A 25,198-nucleotide genomic window follows, 5' to 3' on the forward strand; every position below is an offset into this window, starting at 1 on the left:
ATTGTTCTTCTTGTAACATCCGCGGAGAATACGCCACCGCAGAGGAACTTTATTATAGATAGATGAAACGAACGTCCTATCTGATTAATACCTGTCCGGATCCGTGGGTTTCGGGTTAAGTCGACCGTCTCATCCCTGCACTGTGGTGCGGTTGTCGGTGTAATATTCAATTGAACCGAATTATCGGCGGCTCGGCACGCTCTTTCGTCGTGTCCGATGGTGACGGAATCTTACGCACTTCCGACCCCGATCCCGTTATAAAGCGGCACGAGTGTTTGATCATATTACTGTGATGTTACGTGATTCCGATTCGATGTCCCCTCACAGATGCCATGTATGTGGTTTGAACGGACGATAAACCGTTCACGGACGTTCACCTAGAAACATCAGATAGATGTGAAATTTCCTCGGCCCGGCTCGGCGTTCGATCGGCCCGACGACCGCCGCTGTGGCGGTCGACGCCGTTCGATCGACGACCGGTCGACGACCAGTCGCCGTTCGATCGACGTTCGGTCGTCGGTCAGTTGTCGACGGCGATCCGGTTTCGGACGCCGTCGTTCCCCGGGTCGTAAAAGAGGACGCTGTGCCGGGTGACGACCTACGCCTGGACGGTCGTCGCTGCGGTCGAGTTCGTGCCGGCACCGGCCGGCGAATCGGAGGAGTTCGTCTCCGGCCGGTCGCCCGCGCCGAGGAGCCCTTCGAGCACCTCCGGCGAGAGCCGACCGACGGTCTGTCCGTCCTCGTTCTGCGCGACGACGAGCGTGCGCGTCACGTTGGCGTCGCCCGGCGTCTGGATCTGCACCTGCTGGTCGCCCTGCGCCTGCTGCTGGCTGTCCTCGCCGACGCTCGCGTCCTGGTACTGCAGGACGAAGAGCACGAGGTTGACCGTCACGTTCCCGCCGGCCTGCACCTGCACGGTCTGCGTGCCGAGCGCCTGCTGCTGATCGTCGCCGCCGACCTGCACCAGCGAGTTGTTCTGCGCCTGCGCCTGTTCGACCACGGTCCCGTTCTGTACCTGTCGCTGGTTCTGCGAGGCGGACTGGTTCTGGAGCTGCGAACTGTCGTTCCCGCCGCCGGTCTGCGTCTGGTCCTGCTCGACCGCCTGGTCCTGCGTCTGGTTCGCGTCGTCGCCCTTCTGTAGCTGCGCCTGGTCCTGGTCGACGGTCTGATTCTGTAGCTGCGTTCCGTTGTCCCCCACGTAGGTCTGATTCTGGTCCTGATCGTAGGTCTGGTTCTGTCGCTGGGTACTGTCGTTCCCCGACTGCGCCTGTCCCTGCGTCTGATCGGCCGTCTGGTTCTGGAACTGGGTCCCGTTCTCGCCCTCGTACGCCTGGTCGGACGACTGGTTCCCGCTCTGGTTCTGCTCCTGCGTCGCGTCGGCGGAGCGTGCGGGCGTGGCCGTCTCGTCCGCGTCCGAGGAGGAACCGTCGTCGGTCCCGTGCTCGCCGGCTACGTTCTCGTTCGTCTCGTTCTCGTTCGTCTCGTTCGTTCCGTTTCCGTCGCTCGCGTTCGAGGAATTGGATCCGAACGGCGAGGACTCCCCCTCGTAGTCGACGGTCGACTGACCGTCGGCCGCGTCGTCGGCTGATGCCTCATTGGCGGACGGACCGTCGGCCGCCCCGGCGGAGTCGTCGGGCTGTGCGTCCGTCGTCCGCGCCGAGTCGTCGGTCGACGCCGCGGAGCCGTTGTCACCGCCGGCGGGGTCCGCGTCGGCCTGTCCCTCCGAGGTGCTCGTCGAATCGGAGAGTGCGCCGATCGCGCCGAACCCCGCGAGGGCGAACGCCCCGACGGCCGCACTCACGACCAGCACGGCGACGACGGCGGCGAGGATGCTTCGTCCCGACCACCGTGCCGTCCGGGAGGGCGTCGCGCCCTCGCCCGTCGACGAGCGGTCGGTCGGCGATTCCGTTGATCGACCGGATGTCATTCTCGAATCACGGATAGACGAGCGGCTATGAGTGTATTAATTACAGCCACAATTACACAATTAACACACATATTAACCGTTGTTGGAACCAGGCGAGCGGTGACTTCGGAGCGTAGATTCGGTCGAAACGACGGCCGAATATCGGGAGATCCGACCGACCGCGACCGCGGCCGATCTCGATCGCGTCAGTCGCCGCACGGGGCACGACGTCGCTCCCGATGGACACGGAACGTATTCAGATTCGAGCGACAATAACGTGAACGAAAATAACTCCCTGGGGCGTTAGCCTGGTCGTACGAACTCCTTATACCGGATTCGTCGTAAGATATTCAGTTGGTCCGACGCCCGGTCCGCTCCGCCGTTCCTCGGGTCGAGCAGCACCATGGGAGGTCCGACGGAGGTCGACGGGAGCAACGGACGATAGAGCGATTGACGGGTGGCCGGACCTCTCCGGTCTCGAACGAGGGCGAAGTGCTACTCACCGAGTCGCGGACTCCGAACCGCTTATAACTAATTAGGCCGACCTAAAGCCGTGACCCGACCGACGCCGTCAGAGAGGGGCGTAGAGCGGATCTACGAGGTCCGGGGCGTCCGTCGCCGGCGGAGCGGGGACGTACACCGCGGTCCACGGCGCGTCGGCCCCGCCCGCGACCTCGGCGACCGCGGGGGGCGTGACGCACCTGATCCCCACCTCCGGCCCTCGCGACGGAACGAAACACGTCTCGCGTCCGGAGGCATTCGAACCGCCCGAATGTCCATTCGATCGCGCCGGGGTGGGCGGTAATGCAGGACGGACGCCACGCCGGGGAGGGGGAAACGCAGCGCGGAGTGCTCACGGAGCGCGGAGGCGACGCGACCGACACATCCGACGCGGCCGACACACCCGCGTGCGAACTCCACGGCGAGGAACTCGTCCTCGGCTACCCCTCGACCGACGAACCGGTCGTCCAGTGCGACACGATCGTCGTTCCGGCCGGCGAGATCACGGCGCTCGTCGGGCCGAACGGGTCCGGGAAGAGCACGCTCCTGCGCGCGCTCTCGAACCAGCTCTCCCCCGAGGGCGGCCAGGTCCTCCTCGACGGCACCGACGTGCAGACCCTCGGGACGAAGACGCTCGCGCGCAAGCTCGGACTGCTCTCCCAGGAGCACGATTCGCCGCGCAGCCTCACCGTCGAGGAACTCGCCTACCACGGTCGCTACCCCCACCGCGGGATGTTCGAGTCGCTCTCCCCGGACGACCACGAGGCGGTCGAGCGCGCGCTCTCCCTCGCGGGCGTCGCGCGCCTGCGCGACCGGGAGATGGGCGACCTGAGCGGCGGACAGAAACAGCTCGCGTGGATCGCGATGGTGCTCGCCCAGGAGACCGATGTCCTCCTGCTCGACGAACCGACGACGTACCTCGACCTCCACCACCAGCTGCGGGTGATGGAGGTCGTCCGCTCGCTCAACCGCGAGCGCGACGTGACCGTCGCCGTCGTCCTCCACGACATCGGACAGGCGGCGCGCTTCGCCGACAACCTCATCGCCATGAAGGACGGCGAGCCCTACGACTGGGGGCCGCCCCGTGAGGTGGTCTCCGAGGAGCTCCTGGAGGACGTCTTCCGCGTCGAGGCGTCCGTCGACGCGGCGAGCCCGACCGGTCCGCACATCTCGCCCCACCGCGCGCTCGATCGGTGATCGCCGTGATGGGGAGCACGCTCCGGGAGATCCGCTGCCGGATCGAGGACCTCTCGACGCTGACGGGTGACTTCGTCGTCCAGTGCGCCCGCACGGGCGAGCGGCCCGCCCCGGTGTTCCGCCGGCGCTTCCCCGACCGCCAGACGGCGACCGAGGCCGCCCGCCTCGGCGAGGAGTACCGCGCCGAACTCCGGCGGTACGACCCTCGCGTCCCCCACCACGACCTCGTCGTCAGCGAGGCGATGGCTCCCGCCGGCCGACGATCGCCTCCCGACGCTCCCCATCGTCGTCGCCCTCCTCGGATCGCTCCCGCGCGACGCGACGGTCACCGAGGCGCGACGGACCGAGGGCGGCTGGACGCTCACGCTCGTCGCGGGAGCGTCTCGACCGACCGGCCTCGCCCGCATTCGGCCGCCGCACGGTCGGGCGTAGATCCCCTCCGACGGGACGGCGGACGCCTCTGGCCGCGGTCACTTCAGCCCGACCTCGGGCTCGCAGCGGTGCGGTAGCGTGAATAGGTTGTACACGGCGGACCGTCCCGTCCATTCCCTGATCTCGTCGAGGGTCCCCTCGTCGACATCCTCGCCCGACACCTCGATCTCGACCTGCAGGTCGCCGAACATGTCCCTGGGCGCGCCGTCCTCCCCCTCGACGTCTTCCAACCAGAGGAAGACGAACGGGTCCCACTCGATGCGCACGGTGGTCTCGAGTTCGTCGAGTTCGACCCCCTGCGCGAGGGCGCTCATGGAGACGGCGGCGTTGAGGCAGCCGGCGAGGGCGGCCAGCGCGGTCTCGATGACCTCCCGGCGGTCCGTGGGGTCGACGAAGCCGACGGCCTCCTCCACCTCCCGGTGTCCACCGAAGTGGTAGGTGTACTCGCGGGCGACGCGGTCGATCTCCCCGCCCCCAAGTGTGTACGGACCCGTCTTCGCCCTCGTGTGGATCGCCCGCCCCTCGTAGGTGCCGACAGCGCCGAGTTCGAACTGCACGTCCGCCGGGTTCGCCTCCGCGTAGTCGAGGAACGCCTCCACGTTCTCGAGGTCGACGCCCTGTTTGATGCGCTCTTCTCCGCGTTGGGTGGTCTCTGTCATCTGTAACACCTCCCTCGCACGGTCGTACGCGCCGGGAGAAAATGTAATCATCCAGTGATAATTTCGCGGCTCGTGAGACGGAGATCCGCGAAACCGTTCGGTGTGCGGACTGTAGCGTCCTCGCACGCTACAGAGTTAATACCGCGTCGCGCCGTTTTCTAGCCATGCAGGACCACGGCACGGCGGGGACCGATCTGCTGGTCGGACTCGTCAAGCGCTCCCCGGTGCTCGCCGAGTTACGGAGCGGGCGGTTGGACCGCCGGGAGTTCGGACGACGACTGGACGTGTCGATCGCCACGAGCTACCGGCTCGCCGGCTGGCTCACCGAGCGGGATCTAATAGCGGACTCGGACGGCGCGTTCGCGCTCACGGCGCTCGGCGAGGTGATCGCGGACGTCGCGTCCGGGTTCGAGACGGACGTTCGGACGGCGCTGCGTCCCGCCGCGGCGACACCCGACCTGCTCGCTGATCTCATCAGGTACTCGGCGATGCTCGAAGCGCTCGGGGAGGAGCCGCTGGACCGGAGGGAGCTAGAGCGGCGGCTGAACGTGTCCAGGGCGACCAGCCACCGATACACCCGATCGCTCGAGGAGCTGAACGCGATCGAGAGGGCGGACGGAGGATTCGCGCTCACGGCGCTCGGCGCGGCGGTGACGGATGCGGTGTCGACGTTCGAGACGAACGCTCGGATCGCGCTCACGCTCGCGCCCGTCCTCGAGGCGATTCGCGAGACCACCCCGGACTTCGATATCGGAGTTTTCGCCGACGCGACCGTGACGAGCGCCGAACACGGCGACGCCTACGGCCCGATGGCTCGGTTCGTCTCGCTGCTCGAGGAGACGGAGACGGTACGGGGGTTCGACACCTTCTCCATCGCCCCGACGTACGTGGGGGAGTTCCAGCAACGGATCCTCGACGGGATGGAGACGGAGATCATCGACCCGCCGGCCGTCACCGAGAACGTCATGGACAACTACCCGGAGAAGTGCGTCCAGGTGTGCGCCAGCGAGCACTTCGCGCTCTTGATACACGACGACCTCCCTTACGGACTCGTCATCTTCGACGACCGGGTCGGCATCGGCGTGCGCGAGACGGACGCGAGAACGCTACGGGCGTTCGTGGACACCGACTCGGCGGCGGCGCGCGAGTGGGCCGAAGCCGTCTACGGATTCTACAGGCAGAAGGCCGTCCGCCTCGAGACCTTCACCAAGAAGGGACTCCGCGAGGCGATGGCGGCCGCGCGACGCGGCGACCGCGCGCACGTCGTCGGGGCCGTTCAGCACCTACCGGGGTCCGCTCGACGAGGCACCGCGACTCGAGACAATAGCTAAGAGACCGTACGGGTAACCGTTCGATCCCGCCGCCGACGGAGGGAGAGACGACATGGTCAAGGAAGTGAGCTGCATCAACGCCGGGTTCGAGGACTGCGCGTTCCTGATTCGCTCGGAGAACGAGGACGAGATCGTCGAGTTCGTCCGGCGACACGCCGAGCGGGTCCACGACACGTCGACGTCTCGCGATCACATCGAGAAGATAATGGTAGACGTGTAACCGTACGCACCTCGCTGGTCCGTGGATAATTCGCGCGTAGAACGACGGTCGAGAGCGGCGGGACCGTTGCGCTCTCCGGGCGTCCGAAGATTTCGTATCGCGATATCCGATTCATACACGCCGGCCGCGACCCGATCGTCACGCCGTTCACTCGTATCGTAACTGTTCCCACCGGACGATTTAGTTGCGAAACGTCCTATTATCCCCGATGACTACTGCGGCTCCTATCGGTCGAGAACTGACCGACGCCGGGGTGCGCCTGCTGCACTCGCCCGGGCGGACTACGGGGAGGACGAGGAACTCGCGGAGACGCTCGAACTCGAGCGCCCCCCGTCCGCGTCGACGGTCACCTCGACCGTAGCGACGCGATAGACGTAAACCGCCTCTCCCCCGAGTGATACGGAACGTCAGGGAGAAGGCCTCGTGTTTCGGGGCGAGGAGGATATCAGGGGCCGGTGTATCCGCTACCGATGCCCGTCGTTTCCATCGTCGTCTCGCCCGCCAGCAGCAGGTAGGTAGCGCCGATCAGTTTCGGATGGTTCGCGAGAACCCGTTCGAGAGCGTCATTCTCGGACATACACGTTATATCATAGCTTTATGGTATTTAAAATATCCTATGTAACTCGATATATAACGAATGTGTCAGCGAGAGTGATGACGCTGGGACTTTCGTCCCGTTATGACCGCCCATCGGCCGTAGACGCGCTCGATCCCACCCCGGTCGAGGTCGATCGAGGGGTATCGGTGCCGTGCCCTCGTGCGTTTCCGGACAGTCCCCCGTCGGCCGACGAATATTTACATCCAGTGGCGAATGTCCGTTCGTGAGTGGCGATCCGAGCGCGTCCGTGACGGCGGACGTACGGGAGGGGGTCGGACGGTGCGCGTACGACGAGGCGACGGTCGGCGCAACGGGCGAGACGGATCTCTTTCGGGCGCTTCTCGGGAGCGCCTCGGAGGGTATCCTCGCCGTCGACGCACGCGGTACGATCGTGTTCACCAACGCCGCGAGTGCGAGCCTCTTCGGCTACGACCCAGCCGATCTCGTCGGGGAGTCGCTGACGACGCTCATCCCCGATTCGCTGGCCGGTTCCCACAGCTGCGCGTTCTCCCGGTATCTCGCCACGGGCGAGCGAACTTGCGACTGGGACGACGTCAGGCTGCGCGGGCTACGACGGGGCGGCGAGGAGGTGCCCATCTCCGTCTCGTTCCGGGAGGTCGAGTGCGGCGACCGACGCCTCTTCGTCGGCCTCGTCCGCGACGACGGCGAGCGGCGTCGCCGCGAACGGGAGCTCGCGGCCCACTGCGAGGAACTCGCACGCCTGAACCGCGTCAATCGGGTCATCCGTCGCACGAACCGCGCGCTCGTCGACGCCGAGCGCCGCTCGGAGATCGAACGGGCCGTCTGCGAGCGGCTGATCGACGCCGATCCCTACGTCTTCGCGTGGATGGGCAGCGTCAACCGGCCCGGCGAGCGCGTCGTTCCCGAGGTGTGGGCCGGCGCGGAGGACGGGTACCTGGACGACATCTCGATCCCGCTCTCGGGTGACGCGGCGGAGGGCCCGACGGCGCGCGCCGTGCGAACCCGGGAGGCGGTCGCGATTCAGGACCTCGAGACGGACGAGACGTACGCCCCGTGGCGCGAACACGCGCTCGAGCGGGGGTATCGCTCGTCAGTGGCGATCCCCGTCGTCTTCGAGGACCGGCTGTTCGGGGTTCTCTGTCTCTACGCCGACGCCTCGGGTGCGTTCGATACGGAGGAACGGGAGGTGCTCGCCGAACTCGGCCGCACCGTCGGCCACGCGATAAACGCCCTCGAACGCAAGGAGGCGCTGATGAGCGACAGCGTCCTCGAGGTCGATTTCCGCTGCGAGGCGGTCTCGCGGATGCTTCCGGACGCGGTCGCCGAGGCGGGCACGGTGACGTTCGACCGCATCGTCCCGGCGACCGACGACCGGTACCTGCAATACGTGACGATCACCGACGTCGAGGCCGACCGCGTCGCCGAGACCGTCCTCCGGCACCCTACGTACGAGGACGCGCGGTGCATCAGGGAGGACGAGGAGGAGTGCGCGTTCGAACTGCACGCGCTCGATCCGCCGGTCACGTCGCTCGTCGCGACGTACGGCGGGCGGGTGGCAGACGTCGCCGTCGATCGTGACGAACTCCGCGTCACCGCCAGACTCCCCATGCAGACCGACGTTCGACAGTTCGTGGACGCGCTGCGAGAGCGCGTCCCCGACGCCGAACTCGTCTCCCAGCGGACCGTCCCGCGCCGGAGTCACACCCCTGACGGCATCCGGGTCTCGCTCGAGGAGGAACTCACCGAACGCCAGCGGACGACGGTCGAGACCGCCTACTACGCCGGGTACTTCAACTGGCCGCGGGACAGCACGGCGGAGGAGGTCGCAGACCGCCTCGACGTCTCCTCGCCGACGGTCCACAAGCACCTCCGGGCCGCCGAACAGAAGATCCTCCGGACGATCCTCGAGTAGCGGACCTGCCGGCGACGGGCGCGACGGCGTCCTGCGTCTTAACTAGATTAGCTATCTACCCCGGCCCGTCCGTCTTATCCGATTCAGCGATCTCGTCTGACGTAGAGTTAAGACGCCTTAACCGTCACGTACTCGTAGGAATGGCATACCGGCTAGCACTTTTGAACCAGAAGGGCGGCGTCGGGAAGACGACCGTCGCCATCAACGTCGCCGGGGCGCTCGCGGCGCGGGGGAACGACGTGCTGTTCGTCGACCTCGATCCGCAGGGGCACGGGACGGAGGGGCCGGGGCTTGCGGACGCCTACGACGCCGCGCCGCCGAGCCTCTTCGACGTGCTCCTCGACCTCGACTCGCGGTCGCTCATCAACGAACTCGTGCACGAACACGAGGAGTTCGACGTCGTCCCGTCGAACGTGGACATGTTCAGCGCGGAACCGAAGCTGACGACCGCGATGCGAAGCCGCGAGCGCTTCGGGATGGCGCTCGACGAACTCGACCGGGACTACGACTTCGTCGTCGTCGACTGCCCGCCGTCGCTCGGCAACCTGACCGACAACGCGCTGCTGGCGTGTCGCAACCTGCTCATCCCGGCGCTGGCCGAGGGGACGTCCGTCCGCGCGCTCGAGATCCTCTTCGATCAGGTCGACGCGCTCCAACAGGGGTACGGCGTCGAGATCGACGACGTGGGTCTCGTGGCCAACCGCGTCGAGACCGACGGCGAGGCGACCGAGACGAGGGCGTGGTTCGAGGACATCTTCGGGGGGCGCATCCCCGCCTGGGAGGTCAGGAAGCGCGTCGCGCGCAAGCGCGCGTGGAACGAGGGGGCGTCGATCTTCACCCACCGCGAGGACTGCGACATGGAAGACGCCTTCCCCCACAGCGCGGCCCACCTCGAGGAGGTGGCCGGATGACCGACCGCGACGAGCGGGCGAATCGGCTGAAGCGACGGTTCGAGCGCGACGATCCCGACCCGACGCCGGACGCGGCGAGGGGCCCGCCCGACGAGCGGTCCCCGACGCCGGCGGACGACGCGGACGACGCGGACGACGCGGACGACGCGGACGACGCGGACGACCGGCGGTCGATCAAGGAGCGCCCGAGCGTGCTCATGTACCTGCCTGACGACCTCAGGCGGGAACTCGACATCCGCTTCGACGAACTCAACGCCCGGCACAAGCGCGAACGCGGCGAACCGCTGGAGAAGAACCGCGACTACTACCCGGCGGTCGTCGAAGCGGGCCTAGAGGGGACGACGGTCGAAGAGATCTTAGAGCTCTAAGATCAGGTGGTCGTGCAGGGGGCAGAGGGGGTTCGAACGTCGCCGTGATGCTGACTCGTCAGGTAGTGGCGGAGAGGATTCTACCGCCCGGTGGAAGCCGGGCGGACGACTCGGTCAGTGACCGATCATCCCAGATCCTCGAGGTCGAACTCGAGGTGGGGCGTCCCGTCGTCGTCCTTCCAGACGAGCACGGGTTGCCCTTCGAACTCTCGAACGTCTTCGATGTCCAACTGACTCATGAGTCGCCCCGCCTCTTCGGTGTCTAATTCTCGGTCGACTCGACCCCCCTCGGAGGACTCGGCGGTGATCTTGAGGCGATCGTCGTTATCGCCCACGACCGCGACGTCGCTCACCTGTCCGTCGTAACCGGTATCCTCGGGTTCCTCGCTCCGACTCGGCACCTTTTCGGTGTCGGGATCGGTCTCCACCTGCTCGTTGAACGCGTCGAAATCCCCGGCCATAGCTAGTAGATCGTGCGGGGTGGTGACACTAGCCTTCCCGCTGCATATGCCGCCCCGTTATAGATCGTCCGGGCGGGACGAGCGCGCCGCGTCGCAGAGGAGTGGGCTGGGGCGGATTTGAACCAGGGAGCGAAGCGAGCGCGAGCGAGCGGAGCGACCGAGGTTCAAATCCTTCGTCACCACTCTGCCGGCGCAGGTCCTCGCTTCGCTCGTCGCGTTACGCCGGCAGTAAGTGGGTTGGGGCGGATTTGAACCGCCGACTTCCTCCGTGTGAAGGAGGTATCATAACCGGACTAGATCACCAACCCGCGCTCGGAAGAAACGACCGATGGGACTTAACGCTTCCTTTCGCTACTCGGCGGGCGGTTTGCCGCGCACCCTGTCGAGTCGGAGGCGGGCCTCGGCGATGGCCTCCTTGGCCTCGCCCTCCGCGCTCTCCTGAAGCTCCTTCAGCTCGGCGCGAAGCTGATCGATCCGGGACTGCTCGGGTTCCTCGTCGCCGCCGAGCAGGTCCTGCAATCGGGCCTGCACGCCCTCGATCTCCCGTGCGACGCCCTTCTTGGCGGTGGCACCGGCGCGTTTCAGGTAGTACTGTGCGTCTTCGAAGTGACGGTTCATGCTGGGAGTTAGCAAGTATTCGAATAAAACAGTTGTGACCCGTAGGTCGGGATGGGAACCAGGAGAGCAATCTTTTTGTACTTTTAGGCTCCCCTAAAGACAGGGGAGTCGTCCCCGTGCTGTCGAGGCGCACAGCCGCCGTCTGGCGCGAGCATCAACAGTGGGTCCGGCGTTACGCCGGAGCGTCCGTCCATTTCTCCGACCGTCGCCGCCGCGAGCGCTCAGTACGTCGGGGCCTCCTCGGTCTCGCCGTCGCGCTTGTTCACGACGCGCGCGAAGACGAACAGGGCGTCCGAGAGCCGGTTCAGGTACGTGATCGCGTGCTCGTTGACCGGTTCGTCGGTCGCGAGGTCGACGGCGCGGCGCTCGGCCCGGCGGACGACGGCGCGCGCGTGGTGGAGTTTCGCGCCCGCCTCACTCCCGCCGGGAAGGATGAACGACCGCAGCGGGTCGAGTTCCTCGTCGTAGTCGTCCATCCACGCCTCGAGTTGGTCGACGTCCTCCTGATCGACGCGCGGGGCGTCGCTGTCGTCGTCCGGGTCCGCGAAGTCGGCCTGAATGACGTGGAGGTGGTTCTGGACGGCCCTGAGCCGCTCGTCGACGTCGTCGTGGCCCGAGGGGCGGACGACGCCGACGAGCGCGTTCGCCTCGTCGACCGTCCCGTAGGCCTCGATGCGCGCGCTCGTCTTCGGGACGCGCTCCATGTTCCGCAGGTCCGTCATCCCCTCGTCCCCGCGGCCGGTGTAGATCTTCATACCTCCGCTACCGCCGCCAGCGACTTATATCCCGCCGGGCACCCCGCCCCTCCATCGCGCCCGGAGACAGAAAGCGAAGCGTGAAGTGACGCCCGCACGGAGGGCGACGCATGAGCCTCGAGATCCGACACTACTGCCCCCAGTGCGGCGGCGAGCGCGAGTTCTACCGCACCGCGAGCACCCTCATCCACCTCGGGGAGAAGACGAAGTGGCGCTGCGCGGAGTGCGACCACGCCATCGTGAAGATCGGCGACGACATCGTCGCCGACACCGACGCCGACGCGTCGGCCTGAACCGTCCGTCGTCGCTCTCTCTACCCCCACGTCCTTCACCGTTCCCCGGTAGTCGTTTCGTCGGTGATCCGCCGTCGCACGCGACCACCCCCGGTTCCGCATTACGGCGCGCGCTTCGCGGATTGTCAACGAGGCGCACGAATTCTGAAGGCTTATGCTACGCCGTGTCATACTGGTCGCCGTAAGACGACAGATAGTCCGAGAACGTAGCACAATGAGCACGCGAACTCACGACGAGACGAATCAGCCGTCCGACACGCCCGACACGCTCGAACTCGACTGCGTCGCCCTCCCTCTGGACGACGGACAGGTCATCCTCTACGATCCGTCGAACCACCACGCGTGGATCCAGTCCGACACCGCCGTCGAACTCGAGGGCGACCCTCCGAGCGACGGCTGAACGGCTCCCCCCGCCCGGCGCCCTCCGCGAGGCGGCCTCCCCGGCGTGCCGCCCGCAGTTCCGAGGAACGACTATACCGTTGGGTGTCCGAGCACGTACATGACACACGTCGTCGTCATCGGCGCGTACGGCAGCGCCGGGGTCGCCGTCGCCGACCGACTCGCGGACGAACCGGACGTCAGGCTCACACTCGTCGACGACGGCGACCCCGGCGGCGGTCTCTGCATCCTCCGGGGGTGTATGCCGTCGAAGGACGTGTTCTCGGCCGCGGAACACCGATACCGGGCGCGCGTCGACGATCGGCTCGCGGGCGACCCCCCCGACGTGGACCTCGAGCGCGTCGTCGCACGGAAGGACGAACACGTCTCCAACTTCGCGCGACACCGTCGCGCCGCCGTCCACCGCCTCGCGGAGCGCGACGACGTCGAGTTCGTCCACGAGACCGCCCGCTTCGTCGACGACCGGACCGTCGCCGTCGGCGACCGTCGGATCGAGGCGGACTACGTCGTCGTCGCCACGGGGTCGACCCCGAACGTCCCCGACGTCCCCGGCCTCGACGACGTGTCGTACGCGACCAGCGCCGACGTGCTCGACGCCACGGACCTGCCGGAGTCCGGTATCGTCGTGGGCTTTGGCTACGTGGGGTTGGAGATGGCACCTTACCTCGCGGAGGCCGGCGGCGTCGACCTCACGGTCGTCGAGCACGACGCCCGGCCGCTGGACGAGGCCGACGACGAGTTCGGCGACGCCCTGCTCGACGTCTACCGCGAGGAGTTCGGCATCGAGGTACTCACGCGCGCGGACGAGCGATCGTTCGCCCCGACGGAGGCGGGCGCGGAACTGACCTACGAGCGCGACGGCGAGGAGCGCACCGTCGAGGCGGAGGAGGTGTTCGTCTTCGCCGGCCGACGCCCGGCCCTGGACGGGCTCGGACTGGAGAACACCTCGCTCGAACCGGGCGAGGGCTGGGTCGACGCGACGATGCGGGCGCGCGACGCGGAGCGAACCTTCGTCGTCGGCGACGCCAACGGCCGCGAACCCGTCCTCCACGTCGCGAAGGAACAGGGGATCCTCGCCGCCGACAACGTCCTCCGTCACCGCGACGGCGAGGACCTCCGGGAGTACCACAACCTGCACCACCACGTGATCTTCTCCGGGCTCGCGGTCTACCCGTTCGCGCACGTCGGCCACTCGCGGGCGTCCGCGGAGGCGGCGGGCGTCGACCACGTGGCGGTCACGCGCGAGGCGGCGAGCGACGGGGTGTTCGCGGTGAAGGACGCGGCGCGGGGGCTCGCGCGGCTCGTCGTCGCGACGGACGGCACCGTCCTCGGCTATCAGGGGCTCCACTACCACGCGGACGTGATGGCGAAGACGATGCAGGTCGTCGTCGAGCGCGAGATGGACGTCCGGGAGGTCCCCGACCGGGCGTACCACCCGACGACGCCCGAGATCATAGACGGCCTCCTCCGGGAGGCGAAGCGCGAGCTGGACGGGGCCTAGACCTAGACCGTCGCCGACTCGAGCGTCTTCAGCCGGCTCCTGACGGTGACGTGGTCGCCTCCGCGATGACAGGGGGCGACGTGGCTCACCCTGTCGTCCTCGAACTCCACGAGCGTCACCGACGGGAACTCGACGCAGACGAACGACTCGCCGGTGACCGTGGAGTGGCGGGCGCAGGTCGGAAAGCAGAAGTCCAGTTCGGCACCGGCGCGCTTGGCCCAACGCCCGAACAAGTCGAGTCGGTCGAGGACGAACCGACCGAACTTCGTCTGTGCCGCCCGCGACTCGGGGTCGATCCCCGAGCCCCAGACGTACAGGTCGTACCCGTCGATCTCCCCCGTTCCTGCGCACGCGCGCAACCGTTCTAGCACCTCCTCCTGTCCCCGGAGTTCGTAGCCCGGCGTCAACGACCGGACGTACACCTCCACGGTACGTCGACTCGTGTCCCCTAGTGCCATGGTACTTCCCCGCTTACCATCAACCATCGCCCGCGCAAATAGTTTACTCAGCCGATAATTCAAAAACTCGCGGATAGCTCTCACGCCCTGACAGGCCCACCAAGCGTTTTACGGGCGCGTCGACTATTCCGAGACATGTCCGAAGACGGTGAATACGAGTGCTCCGCCTGCGGTCGGTCGTTCTCGAACGAGGAGGAACTCCGTCGGCACGTCCACGACGTGGGCCTCGTCGACTAGGCGAGTTCGTCGGCGAGGTCGTGAAGCGTCTCGACGGTGAGGTCCGGTTCGCCGTCGAACGGCTCCCACGGGGACCCCTTCCGGTCGGCCCAGACGCCCTGCATCCCGGCGTGCATCGCCCCCTGAACGTCCAGCCAGAGCGCGCTCACGTGGGCGATCTCGTCGATGGGCGTCCCCGCCCGCGCGGCGGCGTGACGGTACAGCTCGCGGGCGGGCTTGAACGTCCGCACCTCGTCGGCGCTGATCGTGTCCTCGAGCAGGTCCCGGATGCCCGCGTGCGCGACCATCGAGTCGAGCATCTCGGGGTTCCCGTTCGAGAGGACGTAGCAGTCGTAGCCCGCGTCCCGGACGCGCTCGATGGCGTCGCGCACGTCCGGGAAGACGTCGAGTTCGTGATAGACCGCGAGGATCTCGTCGCGCTCGGCCTCGGGGAGGTCGACGTCGTACGCGTCGAGCGCGTACTCGAGGGCGTCGCGGTTCATCTCGTAGAACGGCTGGTAGGCGTCGATCTCGTTGGCGACCATCGTGTACTCGAGCGAGCGCGCCCGCCAGAGCTGCGAGACGGGTAGCGGGTCGTCCACGCGCTCGCGCAGGGCCGCCTCCGCGGCGTCGACGTCGACGAGCGTGCTGTACGAGTCGAAGGTCACCGTCGAGACGCGGTCCGCGTCGAAGGTCATGACCGGCCCTTCCGCGGGGAGGAGTATAGCTGTAGGGTCGGACGTGTGCGGCCGCGACACGAACGACGTGATCGTCGCGGAGTGCGACGACGGCCGGAACGCGTTCCGGTCGCCCTGACACTCGCCGCGCGCGGCGAATTCGACGGAGCTAACTGGGACCACGGCCTCAGGGGTCAAGGGTTCACACGAATGAACGTCAGAACTGGACTCTCGTACGGGGACGTCCTGCTCGTTCCCCAGCGCTCTCCGGTCGACAGCCGTAGTCACGTCGACCTCTCGACGAAGCTCACGCCGTCGCTCGACCTCGAGATCCCGGTGCTCTCCGCGCCGATGGACACCGTCACCGAGGTCGACACCGCGATCACGCTCTCGACGATGGGCGGGCTCGGCACGATCCACCGCTTCATGGGCGTCGACGAGCAGGTCGAACAGGTCGGCGCCGTCGCCGACGCGGGCGAGCGCGTCGGGGCCGCCGTCGGCATCGACGAGGACTTCCTCGACCGAACCGGGGCGACGCTCGCGGCGGGTGCGGACTGCGTCGTGGTCGACGTCGCCCACGGCCACATGGAGGCGGCGCTCGCCGCCGTCGAGCGCATCGACGCCGAGTTCCCCGACGCGCCCCTCGTCGCCGGCAACGTCGTCACGCCCCAGGGGGTCAGGGACCTCCACGCGGCGGGCGCAGACTGCGTCAAGGTCGGCGTCGGACCGGGCTCCCACTGCACCACCCGGGAGGTCGCCGGCGCGGGCGTCCCACAGCTCACCGCGGTGGACGACTGCGCGGCGGCCGCCCGCGACCTCGGCATCCACGTGATCGCCGACGGCGGCATCCGAACCTCCGGCGACGCCGTCAAGGCGCTGATGGCGGGCGCGGACACCGTCATGCTCGGCGGCTTCTTCGCCGGAACCGACGAGGCACCCGGCGACCTCGTCGAGGTGGACGGCGAGCGCTACAAGCGCTCGCGCGGCATGGCCTCCACGGCGGCCAACGAGGCGCGCACGGACAAGGCGCTCACCCCCGACGCCGACGAGGGCGTTGACGGCCTCTCGCCGTACCGCGGTCCGCTCGAGGTCGCGCTCTCGGAGTTCCTCGCCGGCGTCCGCTCGGGACTGAGCTACTGCGGCGGTCACACTATCCCCGAGGCGCGCGCGAAGGCGGAGTTCATCCGGGTCGCCCCCGGCGCGAAGGAGCGCGAGGGGGCACACTCGGTTCTCGAGGCTCACGCGCGCGACGAATAGACGCGGACGCGGCCCGTGCGCTCGTCACGTCGACCTTCCGCCGAGCGACGGGTCCGCGCCGCTCAGAGCGGCGCGACGTTGCGATCGCCGCAGACGGGACAGCGGAGGGCCTCGGCGTCAGCGGGTGCCTCGAACGTCTCGGGGCACGCCGAACACTGGTACTTGGTCGGGCTGTCCTCGCCGCCGCCGAACACGCGTCTGAGTAGTTTCACGGGCTACCACTCCAGTTTCGGGTGGGTTCGACGTGGAGATAAACGGGGGCGCTCGTTGCGACCGTTGCGGGTTCGCAACGGTGGAAAACGGCGTGAACGTTTCGGAACTCGGTTACCTCGGATGGGCTGACCGGCCCTCCCCCGGGGATCTCACTCCTCGCGGTCGAGCGCCTGCCAGGACAGCCGCGGGTTCCGCGCCGCGCTCACCTGGTCGATGCGCCGCGCGGCCGTCCGCTCGGGGGCGGACTCGACCGTCGCCTCGTCCTCCGCCGCCACCGCGTCGAACGCGGCCGCGAGCTGGTCGAGCGACGAGCGGTTCTCGACCTCGGTCGGTTCCGTCATCAGCGCCTCCGGGACCGCCTCGGGCCACTTCGTCGTCGGCGGGTGGACGCCGTAGTCGAGCATGCGCTTCGCCACGTCGGCGGCGTCCGCGTCCGCGCTCGCGACGAACTCGTGGTGGAACGGGCCGAACGGGATCTCGTAGTCGATCCGCTCGGCGAGGTAGTTGGCGTTCAGGACGGCCTTCGCGCTCGCGTCCGCGAGCCCCTCGTCGCCGAGACGGGCGATGTAGGCGTAGGCCTTCACGAGCACGAGCCAGTTGCCCTGGTAGCCGTGGACCTTGCCGATCGAACGCTCGGGGGCGTACAGCTCGTAACCGCCGTCGGTCCTCCGCACCCGGGGATCCGGCAGGAACTCGGCGAGGTCCTCCCTGACGCCGACCGGCCCCGCACCGGGGCCGCCGCCGCCGTGGGGCGTGGCGAACGTCTTGTGGACGTTGTAGTGCATGACGTCGAAGCCCATGTCGCCGGGGCGGGCGCGCCCGAGCAGCGCGTTCAGGTTCGCGCCGTCGTAGTAGAGCAGGCCGCCGGCGTCGTGGACGATCTCGGCGATGCGCTCGATGTCGCGCTCGAACAGCCCGAGCGTGTTCGGGTTGGTGAGCATGAGCGCGGCCGTCTCCTCGCCGACCGCCGCCTCCAGCGCGCCGAGGTCCACCCGTCCGTCCGCCGCGCCGGGGAGCTCGACCACGTCGTAGCCCGCCATGGCCGCGCTGGCGAAGTTCGTCCCGTGGGCGGAGTCGGGGACGACGACCTCGGTCCGGTCCTCGCCGCGCGCCTCGTGGTAGGCCCTGGCGATCAGGATGCCCGCGAACTCGCCCGCCGCGCCCGCCGGGGGCTGGAGCGTCACGGCGTCCATCCCGCCGATGCGCGCGAGGTAGTCCTGGAGGCGATAGAGGAGTTCGAGCGTCCCCTGGGCGCTCTCCGGCGAGCGGTCGGGGTGGATCCCGGCCTTCGGGTGGGCGGCCGCGTCCTCGGTGAACTTCGGGTTGTACTTCATCGTGCAGGAGCCGAGCGGGAACGGCCCGTTCTCGACGCCGTAGTTCATCTCCGAGAGGCGCGTGTAGTGGCGCGCCAGTTCGGGCTCCGAGAGGTCAGGCAGGTCGAGCGTGTCGCGCGTCAGGTGCTCGGGGAGCTCCGACTCCACCTCGACCTCGCGGGTGTGCTTCTCGGAGAGGAGCGGTTCGTACCGCTCGTCGTCCGCGGTCCAGCGCGCCTGGTCGTAGACGAGGGTATCGCGGCCGCTCCCGCTGGTCGCTCCCTGATCGCGTTCGTCTCCACTCACGCGACCACCTCCAGCGCCTCCACCAGCGCGTCGCGCCTCGCGGCGTTGGTCTCCGTCGTGCAGAGCTGGATCTCGTGCTCGCCGACGACGTGAACGGCGAAGCCCTCGTCCTCGAGGTCCGACGCCACCGCCGCCGCGGGCTGGTCGGTGTGCGCGACGAACTCCCGGAAGTGGTGTCGGTCGTGGACCGGCGCGCGCATCCCCACGATCGCGTCCACGCGCTCCGCGAGGTCGGCCGTCGCCGTCACGCAGTCGTTCGCGAGGTCGACGAGCCCCTGCGGGCCGAGCGTCGCCGCGTGCATGGCGGTGCGGAGCGCGACCCACGCCTGGTTCGTGCAGATGTTGCTCGTCGCGCGCTCGCGGCGGATGTGCTGCTCTCTGGTCTGGAGCGTCAGGGTGTAGGCCCGGCGGCCGGTCGCGTCCTCGCTGACCCCGACGAGGCGACCGGGCACCTGCCGAAGGTAGTCGTCGCGGCAGGCGAACAGCCCGAGGCCCATCCCGTAGCTCGCGCCCAGGCCGAGCGAGGCGGCCTCGCCGACGACCACGTCCGCGCCGACGCTCGCGGGCTCTCGGAGCAGCGCGAGCGCCAGCACGTCCGTCCCGAGCACGAACAGCGCGTCGTTCTCGTGCGCGAGGTCGCCGATCTCGGGGAGGCGCTCCTCGATCGTCCCCCGAACGGTCGGGTTCTCGGCGTAGACCATCGCCACGTCCTCGTCCACGCGATCGGCGAGCGCCTCGACGTCCGCGTTCGCGTCGTCGGTCGAGTAGGACTCCACCGCGAGCCCCGCGCCCTCGACGTAGTTCTCGAGGACGGCCCGGCGGCCCTCGTGGAGCAGGTCGGGGACGAGCACCGTCTCCCCGGAGACCCGCCGGAGGCGGGCGGCGAGCGTCGCCGCCTCGCCGAGCGCCGTCGCGGCGTCGTACATCGAGCAGTTCGCCACGTCGAGGCCCGTCAGTTCGACGAGCATCGACTGGTACTCGAACAGCGCCTGCAGGAAGCCCTGGGCCACCTCGGGCTGGTACTGCGTGTAGGAGGTCAGGAACTCCGAGCGCAGGGAGAGGTGATCGACCAGCGAGGGCACGTAGTGGTCGTAGTGACCGCGACCGAGGAACTCGGCGAGGTCGGCGTTGCGTCCGAGCGTCGCGTCGACGTGCGCGCGCGCCGCCCGCTCGCTTCGCGACTCGATGCCGAACGCGCCGTCGAAGCGCAGTCCGTCGGGGATGTCGAAGAGGTCCTCCTCGCTCGCCGCGCCGACGGCGTCGAGCATCGCCGCCGTCTCCTCGGGGGTGTGCGGCGCGAAGGGACTACCGGAGTTATGGCTGCTCATGCGTTGATGTGATGGGTGTCCGTGGGCGGGACATCTGGTGGTACGGCGTTACAAGTCACTGCATATGATACCGTCGGATCCGGGTCGGTGACGACACGGACGTGGTGTCTTCGTGAACTAGATCGATCGGGACGGACACGAACGCGGAGGACTCCCCGTCCCCGAGCCTCGTTCGTCGGGCGGCGCGAGTCGCCCCGGCTACTCGACGAACCGGTACTTGCGCTCGCCCATGCGGCCCCAGCCGTCGAAGGCGAACTCGCCGTCGGGGACGGTGAACTCCTCGACGTCGTCCAGCCGCTTGTCGTGGTTGTGGGCGTCGTGGACGCGCTCGTACTCCTCGAAGGAGATGTCGCGGCGGGCCTCCAGCTGCTCGTCGACGGTCAGGTGGGCGATCTCCTCCTCCCAGCCCGGCTGGACGGTCTCGGCGTGGATCTCCGCCTGCGCGCCGCTGCCGTAGGAGCCGACGAGGAGCTTCTTCCCCTCGATCTCCCAGTCGTTCTCCAGGGCGTGCTTCAGTCCGCTCGCGCGCGCGACGTGGACCGACCCGGTGTACCAGTTGCCGACCTCGCGCGCGATCTCGAGGGTGGGGGCGATGACGCGGTCGTACCACTCCAGGTACGTCTCGGTGCCCTTGAGCGCGTCCGTGTACTCGCGGACGGCGTCGAGGAACGCCGCCTCGTCCTCGAACGCCTCGTAGCGCGGCTGTCGGCCGATCTCGGCGGCGAGTTCCTCCTCGATGCTCGTGTCGCGGATCATGTGCCGGTAGCCGAGCAGGGCGGCCTTGCGGACCATGCCGGGGAAGGGCGTGTGGAAGGGGACGAGGACGAAGTCGTCGGGGTGCGTGTCCCCCGAGACGCTCTCGAAGTCCTCCAGGGCCTCGCGCATGCGCGCGAGGTAGACCTGCACCGAGCGCTTGCCGTCGACGCTCGGGAACTGCTGGTTGGGCTTGAGGAAGTCCGTCTCGTCGGCGCTCCCGTACCCCTGCTCGGTCGAGAGTTCGACGAGGTCGGGGTCCTCGCCGATGAGCATGGCGACCGCGCCCGCACCCTGGGTCGCCTCGCCGGCGTCGCCGCGCGCGTAGAGCGCCGTGTCGGTGGCGATGACGAGCGCGCTGCGCCCGCGGTTGCGATCCGCCTTGATCCAGTTGTAGGCGTCGTCCAGGCTCTGCGTGCCGGAGATGCAGGCGAACTTGCGCTCGCCCTTGTTGGCGTGGTGAAAGTCGCCCTCGAAGACCTGCTCCAGGCAGCCCGCGATGTACGTCGAGACGGGCTTCGAGTTGTCGAACGCGGACTCGGTGGCGACGTCGATGCGGCCGATGTCGGCCGGTTCGAGCCCGCGTCGCTTCATCAGCCGGTGGGCGGCGTTCGCGCCCATCGTGACGATGTCCTCGTAGGTGTCGGGGAAGGAACTCGCCGCGAGGCCGAGGCCCTTCGTGTACTTCTCCGGCTCCTCACCCTTCGCGGGCGCGAAGGTGTTCGCGAGGTCGAGTTTGAGCTTCCCGGTGTGGATCTCGATGGCGTCGATGCCGACGGATGTCATGGCTGGTGAGTCGACCGGGGGATATAAGTGTTTGACGACGATGAGTTCGTCGTTCGTCGAACTCCGTCGGACGCGGGGCCGACGGCTGTCGGCTCGGCGTCGAGAGAAGTGCGACGTCGGGTGCGGGTGGGGGTCCGGGGGTGCACCGGGTCGGTCGCCCGCGCTGCCTGCGTTCTCTGTGGCTCCTACGCCTCGTCCTCCTCGACGACCTCGGGGTCACGCATGGCCTCGTAGAGGCTGTTGAGCCCGTCGACCCACTCGGCGACGAGGCCGTAGTCCAGGTCCTCGACGAGCGAGAGGTCCATGTCCTGGCCGTCGATGATGAGCGTGCCGGCCTGCACGCAGTGGACGTGCGCGGCGTCGAGGTCCTCCTCGGACTCGGCGTTGCGCGCGGCCTCGACGTGCTCCTCCACGCTCCCGTCGCTCGTCGCCCCCGCGGCGACGTACTCCTGGGCGGCGTGGAAGACGCAGACGAGCGCGGTCTGGACCGCGTCGATGAGCATCAGGGTGTCCTCATCGTCGAACTCGACCTCCGAGAGGACGATCTCCTGGATGCCCGCCAGTTCCTCCATCGCCGCCTGCTCGTCGAGTTCGCCCTCGTCGTAGGCCGAGACGACCTTCGCGACGGCGATGACCGTGTCGTCCTGCAGGTTCAGTCGGAGGCGCGCGGAGCTCTCGTCTTCGAGGTCCACGCCCTCCTCGTCCAGGCGGTCGAGCCAGTTCTGCCAGCGCTCTTCGGTGTAGTACTCACCCTCCGGCGTACTCATACTCACGACTTCGAGCGGCCGGCCATATGCCTTTTCGTTATTCTAACGTGGCCCGGGTATCGATACCGTAGACCATCCGCGGCGTCTCGACGTGCGCGCGCTCGAGCGCCCCGTCGTAGCCCTCCTCGCGCAGCCAGCGGGTCCGCCGCGGCACCGTCTTCGGGCCGAGCACCGCGCCCGGTCGGTCCGGGTCGTCGATGAAGTCCGTCTCCATCATGAAGGGGATCCCGCGCTCGGCCGCCCGCACGAGCTCCTCCCTGTCCGCAAGCACGCTCGGCGTCGGCCCGACCACGCCGCCCGTCGAGTAGTGCTTGACGACGTGTTCCCGCCGTATCCCCGCCGCCTCGGCCCACTCGGCGACCTCCGTGAAGTCCTCGCCGTCCTCGGTGTGGAGCTGGACGGCGCACCCCAGGTCCGCCCCGAGCGCGAACGCGTGGCGCATCACCTCGTTCGAGGCCTCCCACACGGCCTCGTCCACCTCGTAGTGGGGCCGCCCGGACTTGAGCGCGAGCGCCCTCCCGTCGGCGACGTACTCGGCGGCGGTGTCGAGCCCCGCCCGCATCAGGTCGCGGGCCTCCTCGGGGGCGTAGCCCCGGTCGACCAGTTGCGAGATCAGCGCCGGGTGGACGCCGAGGACGGGCCACGCGCGCCCGGCGAGCACCTCGTTCGACTCCCGGACCACGTCCACCGTGTGGTCGTAGGCCGTCTGGAAGTCGCCCCCCTCCTCGACCTCGACGCCGTAGTGCCACGACGGCTTGTTCAGCACGAGCAGGTGCGTCCCGCCGTGGTCGGCGAACTCCTCGCACGCCTCCACGCCGCGACCGTTCACCGGATCGAGGTGCATGTGGTCGTCGAGCACCGGGTCCATGTCGGTCCGTGCGTCGCGGCCGGGTAAAAGGACGGCTATTCGGCCGGTCCGAGCGTCACCGCCTCGTGGGCCGTGCTCGACAGCGCGTCCGAGCGCCCGTAGTCGCCGGGGGCGATGGCGAGCGTGCGGACGCCGCGCTCGGCGGCCGTCTCCAGCACCGGCTTGAAGTCCATGTCGCGGGAGGCGATCGCCAGCACGTCGATCGCGCCGTCCGCGACGGCCGCCGTCGCGTCCACGGCGAGCTTCACGTCCACGTCGCCGCTGGTGGTCACCACCCGGAAGCCGTGGGCCTCCGCGGCCTGGATCAGCCCGGGCGTGGCGCGCTCGTCGACGTACAGCCGGGCGTGAGTCAGGCGACCGCGTTCGGCGGCCGCCGCGCGAACGTCGTCGAGGTCCACGTCGAACTCGGTGCGGAAGACGTTCGGCCCGTCCACGAACAGCCCGACGCGACGGTCGCTCCCTCCGACGAATCGACGCACGAACCCGCTCATACCCCCCGAAACCCGGCGGCCGCCTAAAGCCGTGCTGGTTCTACTCCCAGCGGCCATCTCATATTTATCCTTATAGATATGGCTAGAATAAAATAGTATAGTGGAATCTGTCCTGTCGTGATGCGTGAAAGACGCGCGCTCGGCCGTCGTAGCTTCCTCGAACTGTTCGGTCTCGCCGGCGTCGGTGCCTTCGCAGACGTCGCCGGCGCGACGCCGGGACGGTCGCCCGGCCCGAAGGAGGACGAACTCCTCGTCGGCCTCTCTGCGGACGGGAGGAGGGTAGAGAGGCACGCGAGGAAGATCAAACGAAAGCTAGAGCGGAAGTACGACGTCACCGTCGCGCTCCGCCACGGGAACGAGGCGCTCCGCTACGCCGCGATCGAACTCCGCGACGCGTCCCCGAGGGAGGAACGAGAGATCCGCAAGCGGGTCGGGAAGTACGAGGCGACGAAGTACGTCGAGCGGAACGCCACCCTCGAGGCGCTGTTCGTCCCGAACGACCCCCGTTTCGACGACCAGTACGCGGACCAGACGGTGAACGCGCCGACGGCGTGGGACACCACGCTCGGCGATGCCGGCGTCACGATCGCCGTGATCGACCAGGGCGTGAAGTACGACCACCCCGACCTCGACGGAAACGTGGCCGCGGATCCCGGCTACGACTTCGTGGACGGTGACGGCGATCCGTACCCCGACGCGCTCGCCGACGAGACCCACGGCACGCACGTGGCCGGCATCGCCGCCGCCGAGGTGAACAACGGCGAGGGCGTCACCGGCATCGGTAACTCCACGGTCATCGCCGGGCGCGCGCTCGACGAGGGCGGCACGGGGAGCACGAGCGACATCGCGGACGCGATCCAGTGGGCCGCCGACCGGGGGGCGGACGTGATCAACCTCTCGCTGGGCGGGAGCGGGTCCACGAGCACGATGAAGAACGCCGTCTCCTACGCCTACGGCAACGGCTCGCTCGTCGTCGCGGCGGCGGGCAACGGCTACGGCGGGTCCGTCTCCTACCCCGCGGCCTACGAGGAGTGCCTCGCCGTCTCGGCGCTCGACCCCGACGGGACGCTCGCCGCCTACTCCAACTACGGGTCGGAGATCGAGCTCGCCGCGCCGGGCACGAACGTCCTCTCGACGTGGACGGACGACGGCTACGACTCGATCTCGGGCACGTCGATGGCGACGCCGGTGGTCGCGGGCGTCGCCGGCCTCACCCTCGCCGCCTGGGACCTCACGAACGAGGAGCTGCGCGGCCACCTCACGGCCACCGCCGTCGACGTGGGGCTTTCCGCCAGCCAGCAGGGGAGCGGACGCGTGGACGCCGGGAACGCCGTCACGACCCGGCCGGGGAGCGGCTCCGGCGGCGATGGCGGTGACGGCGACGGCGGGAACGACTCCCGGACGGTGAGCGTCAGCGACTCCCTCTACGGCTACTGGGACGAGGACTGCTGGTCCTACGCCTGGAACTACGACGACCCGAGCACGGTCGTCGTCGAACTGGGCGGCCCGGCCGACGCGGACTTCGACCTCTACGCGAGCGACGGTACGGGTCGCTGTCCCACCACGTCGAGCTACGACTACCGATCGTGGACCACCGGCAGCGAGGAGTCGGTCACCGTCGACGACCCGGACGTCTCGACGGACCTCTACGTCCTCGTGGACTCCTACAGCGGGAGCGGCGACTACGCGTTGACCGTCACCGAGTACGCCTGAGCGCCCGC

General features: G+C 68.4%; 29 protein-coding genes and 1 tRNA gene. 13 read left to right on the forward strand and 17 right to left on the reverse strand.

The genetic code is table 11. The features are described from left to right. Positions 1 to 598: 598 nt before the first annotated feature. On the reverse strand, positions 599 to 1,927 hold the full coding sequence (locus tag P1K31_RS03385; protein ID WP_276304867.1) for a hypothetical protein: 1,329 nt from the start codon (positions 1,925 to 1,927) through the stop codon (positions 599 to 601). 550 nt (positions 1,928 to 2,477) lie between these two features. Further along, complete coding sequence (locus P1K31_RS03390) at positions 2,478 to 2,618, reverse strand: hypothetical protein (RefSeq protein ID WP_276304868.1); 141 nt, start codon at positions 2,616 to 2,618, stop codon at positions 2,478 to 2,480. A gap of 92 nt (positions 2,619 to 2,710) precedes the next feature. Between P1K31_RS03390 and P1K31_RS03395 the strand changes: the two genes are divergently transcribed. Beyond that, complete coding sequence (locus P1K31_RS03395; protein WP_276304869.1) at positions 2,711 to 3,604, forward strand: ABC transporter ATP-binding protein; 894 nt, start codon at positions 2,711 to 2,713, stop codon at positions 3,602 to 3,604. 8 nt (positions 3,605 to 3,612) lie between these two features. Continuing rightward, positions 3,613 to 4,113 (forward strand): DUF7552 domain-containing protein, encoded by a 501-nt coding sequence (locus P1K31_RS03400; RefSeq protein ID WP_276304870.1) that lies wholly within the window; start codon positions 3,613 to 3,615, stop codon positions 4,111 to 4,113. Here P1K31_RS03400 and P1K31_RS03405 read toward each other — a convergent pair. Then, positions 4,075 to 4,695: an OsmC family protein gene (locus P1K31_RS03405; protein ID WP_276304871.1), complete on the reverse strand. Its 621-nt coding sequence runs from the start codon at positions 4,693 to 4,695 to the stop codon at positions 4,075 to 4,077. The genes P1K31_RS03400 and P1K31_RS03405 overlap by 39 nt on opposite strands. Before the next feature lie 164 nt (positions 4,696 to 4,859). Between P1K31_RS03405 and P1K31_RS03410 the strand changes: the two genes are divergently transcribed. Both P1K31_RS03410 and P1K31_RS03415 read left to right on the forward strand, forming a co-directional pair. After that, a complete protein-coding gene (locus P1K31_RS03410; protein ID WP_276304872.1) occupies positions 4,860 to 6,026 on the forward strand; it encodes a helix-turn-helix transcriptional regulator in 1,167 nt (388 codons plus the stop codon). Positions 6,027 to 6,078: 52 nt separating this feature from the next. Further along, the gene (locus tag P1K31_RS03415; RefSeq protein WP_276304873.1) at positions 6,079 to 6,246 is read left to right on the forward strand and encodes a DUF1059 domain-containing protein; all 168 of its coding nucleotides are present in this window, start codon (positions 6,079 to 6,081) and stop codon (positions 6,244 to 6,246) included. Positions 6,247 to 6,691: 445 nt separating this feature from the next. Here P1K31_RS03415 and P1K31_RS03420 read toward each other — a convergent pair whose 3' ends face one another. Beyond that, positions 6,692 to 6,823, reverse strand: a complete 132-nt coding sequence (locus tag P1K31_RS03420) for a hypothetical protein (protein ID WP_276304874.1) — start codon at positions 6,821 to 6,823, stop codon at positions 6,692 to 6,694. A 244-nt stretch (positions 6,824 to 7,067) separates the two neighbouring features. On the opposite strand from P1K31_RS03420, the gene P1K31_RS03425 reads away from it, so the two are divergent. The 3 genes from P1K31_RS03425 (at position 7,068) to P1K31_RS03435 (ending at position 10,017) form a co-directional block, all read left to right on the forward strand. Continuing rightward, a complete protein-coding gene (locus P1K31_RS03425) occupies positions 7,068 to 8,738 on the forward strand; it encodes a bacterio-opsin activator domain-containing protein (RefSeq protein ID WP_276304875.1) in 1,671 nt (556 codons plus the stop codon). A 140-nt stretch (positions 8,739 to 8,878) separates the two neighbouring features. Next, positions 8,879 to 9,649 carry a ParA family protein gene (locus tag P1K31_RS03430; protein ID WP_276304876.1) on the forward strand — a complete coding sequence of 257 codons (771 nt, stop codon included), beginning with the start codon at positions 8,879 to 8,881 and terminating at the stop codon, positions 9,647 to 9,649. Further along, positions 9,646 to 10,017 carry a DUF8160 family protein gene (locus tag P1K31_RS03435; protein WP_276304877.1) on the forward strand — a complete coding sequence of 124 codons (372 nt, stop codon included), beginning with the start codon at positions 9,646 to 9,648 and terminating at the stop codon, positions 10,015 to 10,017. Before P1K31_RS03430 ends, P1K31_RS03435 begins: the two co-directional genes overlap by 4 nt. 125 nt (positions 10,018 to 10,142) lie before the next feature. On the opposite strand, the gene P1K31_RS03440 is transcribed toward P1K31_RS03435, so the two are convergent. From P1K31_RS03440 to P1K31_RS03455, 4 genes are all read right to left on the reverse strand, one after another. Beyond that, the gene (locus P1K31_RS03440) at positions 10,143 to 10,478 is read right to left on the reverse strand and encodes a hypothetical protein (RefSeq protein WP_276304878.1); all 336 of its coding nucleotides are present in this window, start codon (positions 10,476 to 10,478) and stop codon (positions 10,143 to 10,145) included. A 233-nt stretch (positions 10,479 to 10,711) separates the two neighbouring features. Next, positions 10,712 to 10,786 (reverse strand) — tRNA-Val (locus P1K31_RS03445). A gap of 43 nt (positions 10,787 to 10,829) precedes the next feature. Then, a complete protein-coding gene (locus tag P1K31_RS03450; protein WP_276304879.1) occupies positions 10,830 to 11,096 on the reverse strand; it encodes a DUF7553 family protein in 267 nt (88 codons plus the stop codon). A 221-nt stretch (positions 11,097 to 11,317) separates the two neighbouring features. Continuing rightward, positions 11,318 to 11,851, reverse strand: a complete 534-nt coding sequence (locus P1K31_RS03455; protein ID WP_276304880.1) for a cob(I)yrinic acid a,c-diamide adenosyltransferase — start codon at positions 11,849 to 11,851, stop codon at positions 11,318 to 11,320. A gap of 110 nt (positions 11,852 to 11,961) precedes the next feature. Here P1K31_RS03455 and P1K31_RS03460 point away from each other — a divergent pair, with 110 nt between their 5' ends. The 3 genes from P1K31_RS03460 (at position 11,962) to P1K31_RS03470 (ending at position 14,044) form a co-directional block, all read left to right on the forward strand. After that, positions 11,962 to 12,144 carry a DUF7838 family putative zinc beta-ribbon protein gene (locus P1K31_RS03460; protein WP_276304881.1) on the forward strand — a complete coding sequence of 61 codons (183 nt, stop codon included), beginning with the start codon at positions 11,962 to 11,964 and terminating at the stop codon, positions 12,142 to 12,144. 214 nt (positions 12,145 to 12,358) lie between these two features. Continuing rightward, positions 12,359 to 12,544 carry a DUF7331 family protein gene (locus tag P1K31_RS03465; RefSeq protein WP_276304882.1) on the forward strand — a complete coding sequence of 62 codons (186 nt, stop codon included), beginning with the start codon at positions 12,359 to 12,361 and terminating at the stop codon, positions 12,542 to 12,544. A 99-nt stretch (positions 12,545 to 12,643) separates the two neighbouring features. Continuing rightward, positions 12,644 to 14,044 (forward strand): dihydrolipoyl dehydrogenase family protein, encoded by a 1,401-nt coding sequence (locus tag P1K31_RS03470; protein ID WP_276304883.1) that lies wholly within the window; start codon positions 12,644 to 12,646, stop codon positions 14,042 to 14,044. 2 nt (positions 14,045 to 14,046) lie between these two features. Here the strand turns inward: P1K31_RS03470 and P1K31_RS03475 are convergent, their stop codons facing one another. Next, positions 14,047 to 14,502 (reverse strand): HTH domain-containing protein, encoded by a 456-nt coding sequence (locus P1K31_RS03475; protein WP_276304884.1) that lies wholly within the window; start codon positions 14,500 to 14,502, stop codon positions 14,047 to 14,049. A 135-nt stretch (positions 14,503 to 14,637) separates the two neighbouring features. Here P1K31_RS03475 and P1K31_RS03480 point away from each other — a divergent pair, with 135 nt between their 5' ends. After that, entirely contained in the window at positions 14,638 to 14,739 is a 102-nt protein-coding gene (locus tag P1K31_RS03480; protein ID WP_276304885.1) for a C2H2-type zinc finger protein, read from the forward strand. On the opposite strand, the gene P1K31_RS03485 is transcribed toward P1K31_RS03480, so the two are convergent. Next, complete coding sequence (locus tag P1K31_RS03485) at positions 14,736 to 15,416, reverse strand: haloacid dehalogenase type II (RefSeq protein ID WP_276304886.1); 681 nt, start codon at positions 15,414 to 15,416, stop codon at positions 14,736 to 14,738. The genes P1K31_RS03480 and P1K31_RS03485 overlap by 4 nt on opposite strands. A gap of 189 nt (positions 15,417 to 15,605) precedes the next feature. Here P1K31_RS03485 and P1K31_RS03490 point away from each other — a divergent pair, with 189 nt between their 5' ends. Continuing rightward, on the forward strand, positions 15,606 to 16,652 hold the full coding sequence (locus P1K31_RS03490) for a guanosine monophosphate reductase (protein ID WP_276304887.1): 1,047 nt from the start codon (positions 15,606 to 15,608) through the stop codon (positions 16,650 to 16,652). 62 nt (positions 16,653 to 16,714) lie between these two features. Here P1K31_RS03490 and P1K31_RS03495 read toward each other — a convergent pair whose 3' ends face one another. The 7 genes from P1K31_RS03495 to P1K31_RS03525 form a co-directional block, all read right to left on the reverse strand. After that, positions 16,715 to 16,864: a hypothetical protein gene (locus P1K31_RS03495; protein ID WP_276304888.1), complete on the reverse strand. Its 150-nt coding sequence runs from the start codon at positions 16,862 to 16,864 to the stop codon at positions 16,715 to 16,717. 150 nt (positions 16,865 to 17,014) lie between these two features. Beyond that, positions 17,015 to 18,484, reverse strand: coding sequence for an aminomethyl-transferring glycine dehydrogenase subunit GcvPB (gcvPB, locus tag P1K31_RS03500; RefSeq protein ID WP_276304889.1), 1,470 nt, complete (start codon positions 18,482 to 18,484; stop codon positions 17,015 to 17,017). Next, entirely contained in the window at positions 18,481 to 19,812 is a 1,332-nt protein-coding gene (gene gcvPA, locus P1K31_RS03505) for an aminomethyl-transferring glycine dehydrogenase subunit GcvPA (protein WP_276304890.1), read from the reverse strand. Before gcvPA ends, gcvPB begins: the two co-directional genes overlap by 4 nt. 198 nt (positions 19,813 to 20,010) lie before the next feature. Continuing rightward, positions 20,011 to 21,351 (reverse strand): hydroxymethylglutaryl-CoA synthase, encoded by a 1,341-nt coding sequence (hmgB, locus tag P1K31_RS03510; protein WP_276304891.1) that lies wholly within the window; start codon positions 21,349 to 21,351, stop codon positions 20,011 to 20,013. 185 nt (positions 21,352 to 21,536) lie between these two features. Then, positions 21,537 to 22,118, reverse strand: a complete 582-nt coding sequence (locus P1K31_RS03515) for a DUF2150 family protein (protein WP_276304892.1) — start codon at positions 22,116 to 22,118, stop codon at positions 21,537 to 21,539. A gap of 37 nt (positions 22,119 to 22,155) precedes the next feature. Next, complete coding sequence (locus P1K31_RS03520; RefSeq protein ID WP_276304893.1) at positions 22,156 to 22,986, reverse strand: TatD family hydrolase; 831 nt, start codon at positions 22,984 to 22,986, stop codon at positions 22,156 to 22,158. 35 nt (positions 22,987 to 23,021) lie between these two features. Then, positions 23,022 to 23,477, reverse strand: a complete 456-nt coding sequence (locus P1K31_RS03525) for an NYN domain-containing protein (protein ID WP_276304894.1) — start codon at positions 23,475 to 23,477, stop codon at positions 23,022 to 23,024. A 120-nt stretch (positions 23,478 to 23,597) separates the two neighbouring features. Between P1K31_RS03525 and P1K31_RS03530 the strand changes: the two genes are divergently transcribed. Beyond that, positions 23,598 to 25,190: a S8 family peptidase gene (locus P1K31_RS03530; protein ID WP_276304895.1), complete on the forward strand. Its 1,593-nt coding sequence runs from the start codon at positions 23,598 to 23,600 to the stop codon at positions 25,188 to 25,190. The last annotated feature ends 8 nt before the right edge of the window (positions 25,191 to 25,198 follow it).

Origin of the sequence: Halomarina halobia (assembly GCF_029338575.1) — an archaeon.
Lineage (GTDB): Archaea > Halobacteriota > Halobacteria > Halobacteriales > Haloarculaceae > Halomarina > Halomarina halobia.